This is a genomic window from Leifsonia sp. Root112D2, assembly GCF_001424905.1.
GTDB lineage: Bacteria > Actinomycetota > Actinomycetes > Actinomycetales > Microbacteriaceae > Root112D2.
Map to the genome: position 1 here is coordinate 1,186,422 of NZ_LMCU01000001.1, position 14,035 is coordinate 1,200,456.

Sequence of the window (14,035 nt, forward strand, 5' to 3'; positions counted from 1 at the left end):
GCACGTTGGTCACGTGTGGGCCCGACCGCTGCCTCAGTCGAGCTCGATGTCGGAGAAAAGACCGGTAAACGAAACCCCGGTACCGACGAGCTGCCCGAAGAAGGCGCCGCCCTCTGGCACGGCCACGGCGGCTGACGCGTCGTCGTAGCTGTCGAAGTACAGATCGAGCGTTCTGTGGGCAGGGGTCGCCGTACCGTCCTCCTTCGGCCAGACCTTGGCCGACTCAAGTCGCTGTAGCTTCGGGAGTTGCCGCGCGAGAGCGACCAGGCTCGGGTAGGCGCCCTCGAATGCATCGGCGTCTGCGGGGTTGTCGATGATGATGGTGATCTTTGTAGACATGATGTTTTCCTTCTGTTTGTTGGCTGGAGTGTAGTCCACCGGGTTAACGGTTGTCGTTCTTCATTGCGCGCTGAAGGCGGATGGCCGAGACGAGGAAGAAGACGCCTCCGAGGGTGGCGTACCCCGCGAGGCCGACCAGAGATCTCCGACTCGCTATTGAACTTCAACTCGTTCTGCTTCAGGTCGACCCTTGTGCCGACTATGGGAAGAGGTGCCCCCCCAAAACGATGAGCGCCGCGATGAAGAACGGGTCGAAAAGGGCCTGAGGTCAGAGACGGGTGCTGTGCGTCTCGATCCAATTAGCAACTTCGATGAACTCGACCTGGTGGTCTGCCACCGAGCGCACAAACTCGTCACCGTCGCTCACGCTGTCAGCGGAGAGGTCATGCCCGTTGAGAGCAAGGAAACCCTTCGTAACGATCCAGGACAGACGCTTGTTGCCATCGGATAGTGGGTGGTCTCTATTGATCGCGGTCAGTAATGCAGCCGCCTTGTTGTAGAGGCTGAGGTAGACCTCCTCACCGAACACAGGAAGCGGAGCTGCGAGGGCAGACAGCAATAGGTTGCGGTCGCGGACATGGAAACCCACCGACGCGATGAGATCGTCAACGTCGGTGGGTTCTAGATACTCCGTCACTTGGAGAGAGCGTCGAGCAGCTCAGCGTCCTCCTGCATGATGCGCTCGAAGATCGCCCTGGTGCGGGTGCTCTTGTCGGCCTTGGCGGCACGCTCTTCGATGGCGATCTTCACAATCTCCGTCTTCGTGCGGCGCTCCTGTGCAGCCAGAGCATCCAGCAGTTCCTCGTGCTCGGTATCGAGTCGCAAATTCATAGCCATGAGCCGTCTCCTTCCGGTGGTGTGTTATGAATGTACCACAAGGTACCTCGTGGTGTCTGGAAGGCCTGAAAAGGGCCTCTTTGAAGACCCGTCTGGCACGCAACTGGCACGAATGGCCTGTCTACGTGAAGAAGTCCCGGTCCGAATCTCCTTCAAAAAGAGGCTTTGACCGGGACTCTTCTATTGGAGCGGATGACGGGAATCGAACCCGCGCTATCAGCTTGGGAAGCTGAAGTTCTGCCATTGAACTACATCCGCGTGCCGGCGTAAGGCGCCGGGCAGCATCCATACTATCGATGACCGCCATCGAGAGTGCCATTTGGTGCCGAGAGCGGCCCGTCGGTCGGCTGAGTTCGGCACGAAGTGACACTCTCGATGCCAGTTGCCGACGGCGCAGTCAGCGAGGAGCGGCAGAGTTCCTGGCGCGGCGATCATAGATCGCTTGCAGTGGGGAGCCGAGCAGCAGGAGCAGCAGCGCAAAGAAGTTGATCACCGGCACTAGCGTGCCCACAAGAAGGGCGACCAGAAAGCACGTCGTCGTCACGATATTCGCAAAGACCTTGCGATCGTCGATCGGGTTGCTTTCAAGCTCAAGCAGCGGATGTCGGCGAACGAGCAAAACGATCACGGTCACCGTGAGGCTGCTGGCCGCCATGGTGCCAATGTAGAGGGCGATGGTGGCCGGCACGGCGTCGAACTGGGAGATCATCGCTGTCGGAAGCGGCAGGAACACGATGGTGAAGGCCCACGTGAGGCTCAGCAGCAAGAGTGGGCGGTTGTACGCCGCGATGTGCTCGAAGGTCGAGTGGTGCGCGACCCAGAGTCGGGCGATCACGACGAAGCTGAGCGCAAATGCGGCCAGCTCGAAAACGTTGTCCGCGAGAAACTGCGTCGGGCTGAGGCCGGATTTCGCGGCCTCCGTCACGGAATCGACGAGCGGCAGGATGAGCAGAGTGATGGCGATGGCGGTCACGGCATCAGTGAAGAACACCAGTCTGTCCAGGCCGCGCGTCGTTGGCATGCATTCAGGCTATGGCGAGCGGTTCGCCCGCGTAACCACGCACCGTGAATTGGGGGTAGAGATGGCGGTATCCGATGCGAATCGGCGCTGACCTGGCCCGCCTGAACACATAAGGTATTCCGAGGGGAGCGTGGATGGACGGCACGGGAATGCAACGGGGTGACGGCTCTCGCTTCTTCCAGCCCCGACGCAGGCTGTTGTCTGCGGCGTGGATCGTGTGGTTGGCCTTCACCACTCCGCTCTTCTTCGCCGTGTATTTGGTGACGATCCCGCCCGGGCGCTGGGTGCCCTTTGCCATCGCCCATCTCGCGCTTCTCGCCGCGTTCGCGCTCGGGTCGGCGCGGTTGCGGGGCGCCGGTGTGCTGTTGAGCGCCGACGGCATCCGCGAGCGTGAGTACTTCAGTCGCATGACGTTCACCCCCGCCGAGAACATCCGCGCGGTTTTGATAGTCAAGGTGCGCGATTCGTACACCGATGAGATCTCCCAGCAGGTCTTCGTGACGGATGCCGCGGGCCGCACCCTGCTTCGCCTGCGCAGCCCGCTCTGGCATCCCGAGGATCTCACCGCGATGATCGACTTCTACGACGTGCCGGTGCGCGTGGAAGAAGCCGAGATGACGTGGCCGCAACTGCGGCTCGAATATGGCGGCAACCTGCAGGCCTGGGAGCGTCACCCCGCGCTGACCGCCGCGTTCGGCATCCTCGTGTGCACCGTGCTGATGGTCGGCGCGGTGGTGGCGGTCAGGTTCGCCATCGGCTGAGGTCGGCGCACGGCGGCCGTGCCGCTGGAGCAAGCGCAACCGACGCCAGTAGCACGCCCAGTAGGCTAGAAACGTGCTGCTTTCTGATAAAGACATCAAGGCCGAGCTGGGCACCGGGCGCATCGCGCTCGAGCCGTACCAGCCCGAGATGATCCAGCCGTCGAGCATCGACGTTCGCCTGGATCGTTTCTTTCGTCTGTTTGACAATCACAAGTATCCGTTCATCGATCCCGCCGAGGATCAGCCCGATCTGACCCACCTGGTGGAGGTGGATGGCGAGCAGCCGTTCATTCTGCACCCCGGCGAGTTCGCGCTCGGCTCCACCTACGAGCAGGTCACGTTGCCCGACGACGTGGCGGCGCGCCTCGAGGGCAAAAGTTCGCTGGGCCGCCTCGGCCTGCTCACGCACTCCACCGCCGGCTTCATCGACCCCGGCTTCACCGGCCACGTCACCCTCGAGCTCAGCAACGTCGCCACCCTGCCCATCAAGCTGTGGCCGGGCATGAAGATCGGCCAGATGTGCTTCTTCCGGCTCTCCTCGCCAGCCGAGCACCCGTATGGCTCGGGCGAATACAGCTCGCGCTATCAGGGCCAGCGCGGGCCGACCGCCTCGCGATCGTTCCTCAATTTTCACCGCACGGATGTCTCATCCACCGATGCGGGCAGCCTCGGCAACTGAGCGGCACCGGCTGACGCCACCACGAGAGACGGGAGCAGACATGAATGAGGAATCAGAGTTTGCGCGCGCGCTCGTCTCGCCGGGACCGACGCAACGCTACGCCGAGCGGATGCGTCGCTTCGGTCGCCTGGTCGGCAGCTGGTCGGTCACCAGTCGGCTTCTCGACGAGCACAGTGGCGAGTGGGGTGAATCGGCGCGCATCTGGACGTTCGGCTATATTCTCGACGGTCGTGGCGTGCAAGACGTGCTCTCGGCACAGGTGGCTGGGGATCCCGCGTCTCTTGAGACGCAGGGAACCACCGTGCGTATCTACGACCCCACCCTCGGCGTGTGGCGCGTCAGCTGGTTCGGGGTGACCGACGGCGAGTATTGCTCGCTCATGGCGACCGGCCACGGCGGCGGCATTCGGCAGGACGGCACGCAGACCGACGGCAGGCCGATTCGCTGGAACTTCAGCGACATCACCGACGACTCCTTCAGCTGGGACGGCTGGGTCTCGAACGACGACGGCGCCACCTGGTGGCTGCAGCAGCACATGGACGCGGTGCGCCTGAATCAGTCGGCGTAGAGCAGCGGCAGCTGCAGCGTGATCCACGGGCTGAACGCCCACGGCGCCGCGTCCACCGCAGCCAGCAGCGCGGTCGGCTGCACCCACTGCCACTCGGCCACCTCGGTGGCGGCGGGGGTCACGGCATCCGTCGTCGTCGCGGTGAATACGGGGCACACCTCGTTCTCCACCACGCCGGATGCGTCCACCGCGCGGTAACGGAAGCTCGGCAACACGAGCTGCAGATTCGACAGCGTGATGCCGAGCTCGTGCTGCGCCCGCCGGGTCACGGCATCCGTCATCGCCTCGCCGGGAGCCGGATGCCCGCAGAAGGAGTTCGTCCACACTCCCGGCCAGGTGCGTTTGCCGAGCGCCCGCCGGGTGACGAGAATGCGGCCCTCGCCGTCGTACACATGGCACGAGAACGCGAGGTGCAGCGGGGTGTCGACGCCGTGAACGCTCGCCTTGTCGGCCTCGCCGATGGCCGCGCCGCTCTCGTCGAGCAGCACGACCCGTTCGCCAGCATCCGTCATGCTCCCATTCTCGCTGAGCACGCGCCGAGTTCGGAATTTGTGTGATTTCGTCCCGCACCCGCAGAAATTCCGAACTCGGGAGGATGGAGCTGCGGGAGCCGGGGCAACGAGTGGGGCAGGCTCAGCGGCCCAGCCAGCCTCCGTCGACCGGCAGGGTGATGCCCGAGACGTAGTCGGCCGCCGGGCTGGCCAGAAACACCGTTGCGCCGCCGAGATCGGATGCCTGACCCCAGCGGCCGGCCGGGATGCGCTCCAGGAGCGCCCGCGAACGATCCGGGTCGTCCTGCAGCGCCTGCGTGTTGTCGGTGGCGATATACCCGGGCGCGATGGCGTTCACCGTCACGCCGCGAGAGGTCCACTCGTTGGCGAGCGCCTTGGTGAGACCGGCGATACCCGACTTGGCCGCCGTGTAACCGGGCACGTTGATACCGCCCTGGAACGAGAGCAGCGACGCCGTGAAGATGATCTTGCCGCGCCCTCGTTCAAGCATGCCGCGCGCGACCCGTTGCGTGAGAGCGAACTGGCTGGACAGGTTGATCTCGAGCACCCGATCGAACAGCTCCAGCGGATGCTCCGCGGCCGGAGCGCGTTCGATGGTGCCCGCGTTGTTGACCAGTATGTCGATGGGCCGGTCCAGCGCATCCAGTTCGTCAGCGAAGGCGAGAACCGCGGCGCGGTCGGCGTAGTCGACGGCAAAGCCGGTGAAGCTGGGGCCGAGCTCGGTGACGCGCTTCTCGATGGCGCTGCCGTGTGGCTCGAGCGTCGCGCTCACGCCGATGATGTCGGCCCCGGCCGCGGCCAGCGCCTCTGCCATCGCGAATCCGATGCCGCGCTTGGCTCCGCTGACGACGGCGAGGGTGCCGGTGAGATCGAACGGGCTGCTCATGCCTGGGCTCCCGCCTGGCAGTCGATGAGGATCTTCATGGCCTGACCGGCCTCGAGCGCGGCGAAGGCATCCGCCGTGGCCGAAATCGGCTCGATGCGGGTGATGAGCAGATCGGCGGGAATGACCCCGGCGTCGAGCAGTTCGACGGCCTTCTCGAAGTCGGGCCGTTCGTAGACCCGCGCGCCGATGATGGTGAGTTCGCGCCAGAACAGGCGCTGCAGGTTGATGGGTCGGGGCTGCGGATGAATCGCCACGACAACCAGGCGCCCTCGCACCTTGGCCAGATCAGTGGCCCCCAGAACAGCGGATGCCGCTCCCGAGACCTCGAACACCACGTCGGCCCCCGCGCCGCCGGTCCACTGCGTGACCCACTCGACCTGATCGGTCGCGGTGGGGTCGAGCACCTGGAAACCGAGGTCGGCGACCGCCTGCCGCCGGGTGGGGTCGAGCTCGATCACCACGACCTCGCCGCCGAACTCGCGCGCGGTGGTGGCGATCAGCACGCCGATGGGTCCGCCGCCGATGACCACGGCCTTCTCGCCGGGCACCAGCCCCGAGCGGCGCACATCGTGCACCGAGACGGCAACGGGCTCCACGAGCGCGGCGTGGTCGAGGCGCAGCGTCTCCGGCAGAGCGACGAGAACGGAGGCGGAGACATTCCAGCTGCCCTGCAGCGCGCCGGGGGAGTCGATGCCGATGAAGTTGAGGTTCTGGCAGATGTGCTGATTGCCCGCGAGACAGGCCGGGCAGGTGCCGTCCCAGTCCAGCGGCATCACGGTGACCGGGTCACCGATCGACCAGCCGGTCACGCCCTCGCCGAGCGCTGCGATGCGGCCGGACATCTCGTGACCGATGATCGCGGGCTGGGTGACGCGGGCATCCATGGAGCCGTGAAAGACGTGCAGGTCGGTGCCGCAGATGCCGGTGTACGCCACCTCGATCTGCACCTGCCCGGCTGCGGGCGGCACGGGGCTCGCTTCGCGGATATCAATGGTGCGGTCTCCGACATAGTTCGCGGTCAGCACGAATACTCCTTTGTTCTCGAGGGTTCGCACGAGCCGGTCACATGCTCTACCGACGATGGCGTGCGATGCCAGCATAGCGCGATTCTGCGAATACATCAGATGATTAAGCCGGATGCCACGGTGCGCCTTGTCGGATGCGTCTCGGCACGAGTACCATGTGATCAAACGATTGCGCAATGATATCCGGGCAATTCCTCAGAGCAGGAACGTCGCAGTCGATTCCTCAGCGCACCAGACGGGACGGGCAATGACCGAAGAGTTGATTAGACCTCTCGAGGGCATTCTCGTTCTCGACTTCAGCCAGTTTCTGGCCGGACCCGTCGCTGCCATGCGGCTGGCCGACCTCGGTGCGCGGGTCATCAAGATCGAGCGACCGCAGGGCGGCGACATCGGGCGCACCCTGGCCTTCGCCGGGCGCAGTGCCGACGGCGACACCATCTCGTTCCACGCCATGAACCGCAACAAAGAGGGCATCACCGCCGATCTCAAGAACTCCGCCGACCTCGAACGGGTCGTCAGTCTCGTTGCGCAGGCCGATGTCATCATCCAGAACTTCCGCCCCGGGGTCATGGAGCGCATCGGCCTCGATTACGAGTCCGTGAAGGCCATCAATCCGCGCATCATCTACGGCAGCGCCAGCGGTTACGGCGATACGGGGCCGTGGAAGGACAGGCCCGGGCAAGACCTGCTCGCCCAGTCCATCTCGGGCATCCCCTGGCTCAGCGGCTCACATGACGACGGCCCGATACCCGTTGGCCTGTCGATAGCCGACCATTTGGCGAGCTGTCACATCGCGCAGGGCGTGACGGCACTGCTGCTGCGGCGCGAGCGCACAGGTCTGGGCGGGCACGCGCAGACCAGCCTGCTCGAGGCCATGCTCGACCTGCAGTTCGAGCTGCTGAGCACCCACCTCAACGACTCCACCGTCACGGTGCAGCGGGGCGGCTCGCACTCGGCTCACGCGTTTCTCTCGGCGCCGTACGGCACATATCCGACCGCCGACGGATACATCGCGCTCGCCATGAACCCCATCCCGGTCATCGGCGAGCTCCTCGACCTTCCCGCCCTCGTCGAATTCACCGATCCGGATGTCTGGTGGCAGCGTCAGGAGCAGATCGAGGCGCTGCTTGCGGCGCGGTTCCTGCTCGAGACCACCGAGCACTGGCTCGGCATTCTCGACGCGGCGGATGTCTGGTGCGCCCCGGTTCTCACCCTGGAAGAGCTCGTCGAGCACGAGGGATTCCGTGCGATAGGCATGACCCAACAGATTGTGCGCGACGCGCCACACACCGTGAACGGCGACGAGCTCAGCCTGACCACCACGCGCAGCCCCATTCGCATCGACGGTCACACGCTCACGAGCGTGAGGCCGGCTCCGAAGCTTGGCCAGCACAATGCCACGGTCTTCGCCGAATTCGGCCTCGATGGCGGTACCGGCGAGGTGCGATCGTGACGATTCTGCGCGGCATCACCTGGGAGCACTCCCGCGGCTATGACTGCATGGTTGCCTCCTCGGCCGAGTACGCCCGCCACGTCGCCGACGTCGAGATTCGCTGGGAGTTCCGTTCGCTGCAGCAGTTCGCGGATGCGCCGATCGAGACCCTCGCGGCCGATTACGATCTGCTCGTGCTCGACCACCCGCACATTCCGTTGGCCGCACAGCTCGGGGCGCTCGCCCCGCTCGACGGGGCCGGCTTCGACGACGAGCTGGCGCAGCTCGCCGCGCAGTCGCTGGGGCGGTCGCACGAAAGCTATGCGCACAACGGCCACCAGTACGCTCTGGCGAGCGACGCCGCTGCGCAGGTCGCCGTGTACCGGCCCGACCTCATAGCCGAGCCACCGCGCGACTGGGATGCGGTTCTCGCGTTGGCGAGGGAGGGTCGCGTGCTCTGGCCGGCCAAGCCCATCGACGCGTTCTCGAGCCTGGTCACGATGGCTGCCAACAACGGGCATCCGCCCGCCGCCGAGCCCGGCAGCTTTCTGGTCGAGGCCGACGCGGTGCCCGTGCTCGACCGCATGCATGAGCTTGCCGCGCACGTGCCCGCCGACAACCTGCTGCAGAACCCCATCGAGATCGCCGAACAGCTCGCCGGCGGCGACCGCTGGGTCTACGCTCCCCTGGCCTTCGGCTACACCAACTACTCGCGGGCGGGCTTCAGGCCCGGCCGCCTGAAATACACCGACATTCCCAGTGGGCCGATGGGTGTGGCCGGCTCGCTTCTGGGAGGCGCGGGGATCGCGGTGTCGGCGACGGCATCCGATCTGCACGCCGCACGCGCGTTCGCGCTGTGGGTTGCCTCGGGCGAGACCCAGCGTGGCGTGTATTTCGACGCCGGCGGGCAGCCGGGCAATGCCGCGGCGTGGACCGACGCGCGCCTCAACCACGAGACTCTCGACTTCTTCAGCGGCACGCGCGCCACGCTCGAGGGGGCATACCTGCGACCGCGATTCATCGGCTACATCGAGTTTCAGGATCGCGTCTCGCCGTGGGTGACCGCCGCGCTGCGGGGCGAACTCACCGATAGCGAGCTGGTACGACGCATGAACGATGCGGCGGCCGAACTACTGACGGGCAATGACCATGCAGACCACTGAACGCTGGTTCGAAGACTACGAGGTGGGAGAGAGCCGCCTGTCGACGGGGCGCACCATCACCGAGACCGACGTGGTCATGCACGCCGGCCAGACGGGCGACTTCTTTCCGCACCACATGGATGCCGAGTGGGCGGCAACCCAGCCCATCGGTGCCCGCATCGCGCACGGCACTCTCATCATGTCGGTGGCTGTGGGCATGACCGCGGGCGACATCAACCCGTGCTCCATGAGCTACGGCTACGATCGCGTGCGCTTCATCAAGCCCGTCTTCATCGGCGACACCATCACAGTGACGGCCGAGATCACCGAGAAGGCAGACCACGCGAAGCGACCGGATGCCTTCGGCTACGTTCACGAACGGGTCACCGTGACGAATCAGCGCCACGAGACGGTGCTTGTGCTCACCCACGTGTATCTCGTCAACAAGCGGGCGGCGCTCTGACGAGGAGTGCCGTGACAGCCGAACGCTGACGAATACACTGTGGCTATGGCCACCCTGAGCGATGTCGCGGCCTTGGCCGGCGTCTCCATCTCGGCGGTGTCGCGAGTGCTGAGCGATTCGCCAGCCACGCGGGTGCGCCCCGAGACGCGCGCGCGCATTCACGCCGCCGCCCTGCAGCTCGACTATCGCCCGAACTTTGCCGCACGGGCGCTCAAGCTCGCCCGCTCCAACGTCATAGCGCTCATCGTGCCCGACCTCACGAATGCCGTGTTCACCGAACTCATGCAGGGGGTTCAGCAGGGCGCGTTCGGCCGGGACTACATGGTGCTACTTGGGCGCGCCGAAGACATCCAGCCCGGTGGTGACACGATCGGTCGGCTGATCGGCGAGGGGCGCGTCGACGGCATGCTGGTGCAGCTGGGCACGGATGCCGACCGCGAGGGCATCGAGTCGGTGCTGAACGCGAAGGCCCCGGTGGTCTTCATCAATTCCATCGAGCCTGGGCACGTTGGAGCGGTGGCCCTTGATGACGATGCCGGCGCGCGCGTGGCCACCCGGCACCTCATCGAGCGCGGCCACACTCGCATCGCCCTGGCCGGGGGAACCGCTACCACGTTCACGGCACAGCGACGCGAACGCGGCTTTCGGGCGGCGATGGCGGACGCCGGTCTGCCGGTTGTCGAGGAATACGTCACGTCGTTCGGCTACCTGCCCGCCGACGGTCGGCGTGCCTTGCGCGAACTGATGGCGCTGCCGGAGCCGCCCACAGCCCTGTTCGTGGCGAATGTGAACGCGGCGATAGGCGCGCTCGCCGAGGCGCGCGCGCTGCACGTGCGCATTCCCGACGATCTCTCCGTGGTGGCCCTGCACGATGCCTGGACGGCCGAAAACACGTGGCCGCCGCTGACGACGGTGAAGATGCCGCTGCGGGAGTTGGGCGAGCGAGCCGTTGAGTCGCTGTATCTGCGCCTGAAAGGTGGGGAGGTCGACGATGTCGTCGTCGATGATCCCGCGCCCGAGCTCATTCTGCGCGAGTCGACGGCTGTCATCGACCGATAAGGCAGCCGCCGTGTCTTCGCTCTGTCGCGCGGCTCACCGCCGTGACGGCCATGATGCGGCCGTGAGGCGGCCGTGATGCGGAAGTGTCACGTGGTGACCGCGCGCGCAAATACACATGATCAATTTGCGTCAAATATCGGATTCGACGGGAATAAACCCGATAGATGATCGATTCTGTGCCGAATAGATCATATGTATATACTCAAGTGCGAAGAACGAGAGGGGTGGTGCATGCGCACAAATACGCTACGAGGGGGACTTGAGCTGAGTGCGCTCGGTCTCGGCGCCGCCCAATTCGGCAACCTGTATCGCGAAACCACCGAGCAGGAGGCGGCCGGAGCGGTCGATGCCGCCTGGGCCGGTGGCATCCGGTATTTCGACACCGCGCCGCATTATGGTCTCGGCCTCTCCGAGCGCCGTCTCGGCGCGCTGCTGCGCCAGAAGCCCCGCGATGAGTTCGTGCTCTCCACGAAGGTGGGCCGCCTGCTCGTACCGAACCCCGGTGGTGAAGACCAGCGTGACGACCAGGGGTTCGACGTGCCGGCCACGCAGATTCGCCGTTGGGATTTCAGCGCCGACGGCGTGCGTCGCTCGATCGACGAGAGCCTTGAGCGACTCGGCCTCGATCGCATAGACATCGCGTATCTGCACGACCCCGACGACTTCGGCGACCAGGCCATACGCGAGGCCATTCCGGCGCTCATCGAGCTGCGTGAGCAGGGCGTGATTGGCGCGGTCGGCGCGGGCATGAACCAGTGGGAGTTGCCGGCCCGGTTTGTACGCGAGACCGACATCGACCTGATCATGCTCGCGGGGCGCTTCACCCTGCTCGAGCAGGGTGCCCTCGACGAGCTGCTTCCCCTGGCCGAGAAGGGCAACGTGGGCATTGTGGTAGCGGGCGTGTACAACTCGGGTCTGCTCTCCTCGCCTCGTCCCGCTGCCGACGCCAAGTTCGACTATGAGCCGGCTCCTGCCGAGCTGATTCGACGGGCGAACGCCATTGCGGATGCCTGCGAACGGCACGGGGTCGACCTGCCGACCGCGGCACTCGCGTTCGTTTCGCGGCACCCGGCCGTGGCATCCGTGGTCGTCGGCGCACGCACCGGCGCGCAGGTGCGCAGCAACCTCGAACGATTCGAGACGCCCGTTCCGGCGGCGCTCTGGAGGGACCTCGAAGACGAGGGCCTTGTCTCACCACTCACCGCTGAACTCAGGAGAAACCTGTGACAACCATCACCTCCGTCGACGTCGTCGACGTGCGCTTTCCCACCTCGCTCAGCGCGGATGGCTCCGATGCCATGAACAAAGACGGCGACTACTCTGCCGCCTACGTGATTCTGCACACGGACGACCCGGCCGTGCGCGGCTACGGCTTCACCTTCACCATCGGGCGCGGCAACGACATCTGCGTTCTGGCCGCCGAGCAGCGGGCCAAACCGCTGATCGGCAGGAATGTCGAGGAGATCATCGCCGACCTCGGGGGCACGTATCGCGACCTCAAGTCCGATTCGCAGTTGCGTTGGCTCGGCCCGGAGAAGGGCGTCGAGCACCTGGCCATGGCCGCCGTGATGAACGCCGTCTGGGACATGGCCGCGCGCAAGGCGGGCAAGCCGCTGTGGCGCCTGCTGTCTGAGATGACCCCCGAGCAGCTCGTCGATGTCGCCGATCTGCAGTACCTGAGCGATGCGATCACGCGCGAGGAGGCGATAGCGATGCTGGCCGAGCTGCAGCCGACGCGCGAGACGCGCATTGCGGAGCTCGAGGCATCCGGCTACCCCTGCTATACGACCAGCGCCGGATGGCTCGGCTACTCCGACGAGAAGCTGCGCCGGCTGCTCATCGAGGCTGTCAATGAGGGCTACCGCCATGTGAAGCTCAAGGTGGGAGCCAATCGTGAGGACGACATTCGCCGCCTGCGTATCGCACGCGAGGTGATCGGCTGGGACGCCGATCTGATGATCGACGCCAATCAGGTATGGGATGTTCCTGAGGCCATCGAGTGGGTCGGTGCGCTGGCCGAGTTCAAGCCGCTGTGGATCGAGGAGCCGACAAGTCCGGATGATGTGCTCGGTCACGCCGCCGTGCGCAAGGCCGTGGCACCCATCGGGGTCGCCAGCGGTGAGCACGGCATGAACCGGGTGCTCTTCAAGCAGATGTTCCAGGCCGGGGCGCTGGACTTCTGCCAGCTCGATTCGGCCCGGCTGGCGAGCATCAACGAGATTCTCGCCGTGTACCTGATGGCGAAGAAGTTCGGTGTTCCTGTATGCCCGCACGCGGGCGGCGTCGGGCTCTGCGAGCTGGTGCAGCACCTGTCGATCTTCGACTACGTGGCCATCTCCGGCACGCTCGAGAACAGGGTCACTGAGTTCGTCGATCACCTGCACGAGCACTTTGTCGACCCGTGCATCGTGCGTGACGGGGCCTATGTGCTGCCGACACAGCCGGGCTACAGCGCCCAGATGTACGAGGCGTCTCTCGCCGAGTACGCATTTCCGAACGGTAGCTACTGGGCCTCGGTTGCGGCGGTCGCCTCGTCTGCGTGATCGTGGCTGAATTCCTCGACCGCGAGCAGATGGGTTCCCATTCGCAGGCGGGCGGCATCCGGATCGTGCGTCGCGAGGGCGTGCTGAATCGCGCGGTGCTCGGCGTGGGTGGCGCGCACGGCGCCCTCCTCGCTGATGGCACGCCACATGCGGGTGCGAATCGTGCGGCTGGCGAGGGCCTCGATGAGGGCCTCGAGAGCGGGGTTCTCGGACGCCCGCGCCACGATGCGGTGAAAGGCGATGTCGGCCTCCATGATGGCGTCGTGGTCGAGACCGTCGCTCTGGAACACCATCGGCTCGATCGAGGTAAGCACGGCGTCGGCCTCGGCAATGGCATCCGCGCCGATGTGCCGGGCCGCGAGCCCCGCCGCTTCCGTCTCGAGTACCCGTCGCACCGATTGCAGATGCGAACCGTTGTCGGGCGAGTGCAGATCGACCATGAAGCTCATGGGCGCGAGCAGCAGGCTCGGTTCCAGCGAGGTCACGTAGGTGCCGTCGCCTTGTCGGGTCTCGAGCACCCCCATGATGCAGAGCGCACGCACGCCCTCGCGCAGCGAGCCGCGCGAGACACCCAGGCTGATGGCCAGATCTTTCTCGATGGGCAGCCGGGCTCCCGCCGTCAGGGAGCCGCTGGTGATCATGCGTTTGATCTCATCGACAACCACGTCGGTCTGCGAGCGACCGTCACCGGTCGGGCTTGCGCTGACCCCGTTGTCTGCGTGACTATTCATCAGACCATTCTATTGCCCGGCGTGCGACCGCGTATTT

The 14,035-nt window shown here is 65.6% G+C and carries 17 protein-coding genes and 1 tRNA gene; 9 read left to right on the forward strand and 9 right to left on the reverse strand.

Going from position 1 to position 14,035, the window contains the following annotated elements; all coding sequences use genetic code 11:
• Positions 1-33: 33 nt before the first annotated feature.
• The 5 genes from ASC63_RS05415 to ASC63_RS05440 all read right to left on the reverse strand — a co-directional run bounded on the left by ASC63_RS05415 (position 34) and on the right by ASC63_RS05440 (position 2,197).
• Positions 34-339 carry a hypothetical protein gene (locus tag ASC63_RS05415; RefSeq protein WP_055814963.1) on the reverse strand — a complete coding sequence of 102 codons (306 nt, stop codon included), beginning with the start codon at positions 337-339 and terminating at the stop codon, positions 34-36.
• A 268-nt stretch (positions 340-607) separates the two neighbouring features.
• Positions 608-976 (reverse strand): type II toxin-antitoxin system death-on-curing family toxin, encoded by a 369-nt coding sequence (locus ASC63_RS05425; protein WP_055810612.1) that lies wholly within the window; start codon positions 974-976, stop codon positions 608-610.
• The gene (locus tag ASC63_RS05430; RefSeq protein WP_157487585.1) at positions 973-1,176 is read right to left on the reverse strand and encodes a ribbon-helix-helix protein, CopG family; all 204 of its coding nucleotides are present in this window, start codon (positions 1,174-1,176) and stop codon (positions 973-975) included. Before ASC63_RS05430 ends, ASC63_RS05425 begins: the two co-directional genes overlap by 4 nt.
• A gap of 184 nt (positions 1,177-1,360) precedes the next feature.
• A tRNA-Gly gene (locus ASC63_RS05435) sits at positions 1,361-1,434 on the reverse strand.
• 139 nt (positions 1,435-1,573) lie between these two features.
• Positions 1,574-2,197, reverse strand: coding sequence for a TMEM175 family protein (locus ASC63_RS05440; RefSeq protein ID WP_055810616.1), 624 nt, complete (start codon positions 2,195-2,197; stop codon positions 1,574-1,576).
• 134 nt (positions 2,198-2,331) lie between these two features.
• Here ASC63_RS05440 and ASC63_RS05445 point away from each other — a divergent pair, with 134 nt between their 5' ends.
• The 3 genes from ASC63_RS05445 to ASC63_RS05455 all read left to right on the forward strand — a co-directional run bounded on the left by ASC63_RS05445 (position 2,332) and on the right by ASC63_RS05455 (position 4,205).
• Entirely contained in the window at positions 2,332-2,958 is a 627-nt protein-coding gene (locus tag ASC63_RS05445; RefSeq protein WP_055810618.1) for a hypothetical protein, read from the forward strand.
• Positions 2,959-3,031: 73 nt separating this feature from the next.
• Positions 3,032-3,637 (forward strand): dCTP deaminase, encoded by a 606-nt coding sequence (dcd, locus tag ASC63_RS05450; RefSeq protein ID WP_055810620.1) that lies wholly within the window; start codon positions 3,032-3,034, stop codon positions 3,635-3,637.
• Between the two features lie 40 nt (positions 3,638-3,677).
• Positions 3,678-4,205: a hypothetical protein gene (locus tag ASC63_RS05455; protein ID WP_055810621.1), complete on the forward strand. Its 528-nt coding sequence runs from the start codon at positions 3,678-3,680 to the stop codon at positions 4,203-4,205.
• Here the strand turns inward: ASC63_RS05455 and idi are convergent.
• From idi to ASC63_RS05470, 3 genes are all read right to left on the reverse strand, one after another.
• On the reverse strand, positions 4,193-4,717 hold the full coding sequence (gene idi, locus ASC63_RS05460) for an isopentenyl-diphosphate Delta-isomerase (protein WP_055810624.1): 525 nt from the start codon (positions 4,715-4,717) through the stop codon (positions 4,193-4,195). The genes ASC63_RS05455 and idi overlap by 13 nt on opposite strands.
• A gap of 121 nt (positions 4,718-4,838) precedes the next feature.
• Positions 4,839-5,603: an SDR family oxidoreductase gene (locus ASC63_RS05465; RefSeq protein ID WP_055810626.1), complete on the reverse strand. Its 765-nt coding sequence runs from the start codon at positions 5,601-5,603 to the stop codon at positions 4,839-4,841.
• Positions 5,600-6,703, reverse strand: coding sequence for a zinc-dependent alcohol dehydrogenase (locus ASC63_RS05470; RefSeq protein ID WP_235491872.1), 1,104 nt, complete (start codon positions 6,701-6,703; stop codon positions 5,600-5,602). Before ASC63_RS05470 ends, ASC63_RS05465 begins: the two co-directional genes overlap by 4 nt.
• Before the next feature lie 172 nt (positions 6,704-6,875).
• Between ASC63_RS05470 and ASC63_RS05475 the strand changes: the two genes are divergently transcribed.
• The 6 genes from ASC63_RS05475 to ASC63_RS05500 all read left to right on the forward strand — a co-directional run bounded on the left by ASC63_RS05475 (position 6,876) and on the right by ASC63_RS05500 (position 13,267).
• Positions 6,876-8,081: a CaiB/BaiF CoA transferase family protein gene (locus tag ASC63_RS05475; RefSeq protein ID WP_055810627.1), complete on the forward strand. Its 1,206-nt coding sequence runs from the start codon at positions 6,876-6,878 to the stop codon at positions 8,079-8,081.
• Entirely contained in the window at positions 8,078-9,223 is a 1,146-nt protein-coding gene (locus ASC63_RS05480; protein WP_235491878.1) for an extracellular solute-binding protein, read from the forward strand. The genes ASC63_RS05475 and ASC63_RS05480 overlap by 4 nt, the downstream gene beginning before the upstream one ends.
• Positions 9,204-9,665, forward strand: coding sequence for a MaoC family dehydratase (locus tag ASC63_RS05485; protein ID WP_235491883.1), 462 nt, complete (start codon positions 9,204-9,206; stop codon positions 9,663-9,665). Before ASC63_RS05480 ends, ASC63_RS05485 begins: the two co-directional genes overlap by 20 nt.
• A gap of 45 nt (positions 9,666-9,710) precedes the next feature.
• Positions 9,711-10,724, forward strand: coding sequence for a LacI family DNA-binding transcriptional regulator (locus ASC63_RS05490; protein ID WP_055810629.1), 1,014 nt, complete (start codon positions 9,711-9,713; stop codon positions 10,722-10,724).
• 231 nt (positions 10,725-10,955) lie between these two features.
• Complete coding sequence (locus tag ASC63_RS05495) at positions 10,956-11,951, forward strand: aldo/keto reductase (protein ID WP_055810631.1); 996 nt, start codon at positions 10,956-10,958, stop codon at positions 11,949-11,951.
• A complete protein-coding gene (locus tag ASC63_RS05500; protein ID WP_055810633.1) occupies positions 11,948-13,267 on the forward strand; it encodes an L-fuconate dehydratase in 1,320 nt (439 codons plus the stop codon). The genes ASC63_RS05495 and ASC63_RS05500 overlap by 4 nt, the downstream gene beginning before the upstream one ends.
• Here ASC63_RS05500 and ASC63_RS05505 read toward each other — a convergent pair.
• Positions 13,228-13,998 (reverse strand): FadR/GntR family transcriptional regulator, encoded by a 771-nt coding sequence (locus ASC63_RS05505; protein ID WP_055810635.1) that lies wholly within the window; start codon positions 13,996-13,998, stop codon positions 13,228-13,230. The genes ASC63_RS05500 and ASC63_RS05505 overlap by 40 nt on opposite strands.
• Positions 13,999-14,035 lie beyond the last annotated feature (37 nt).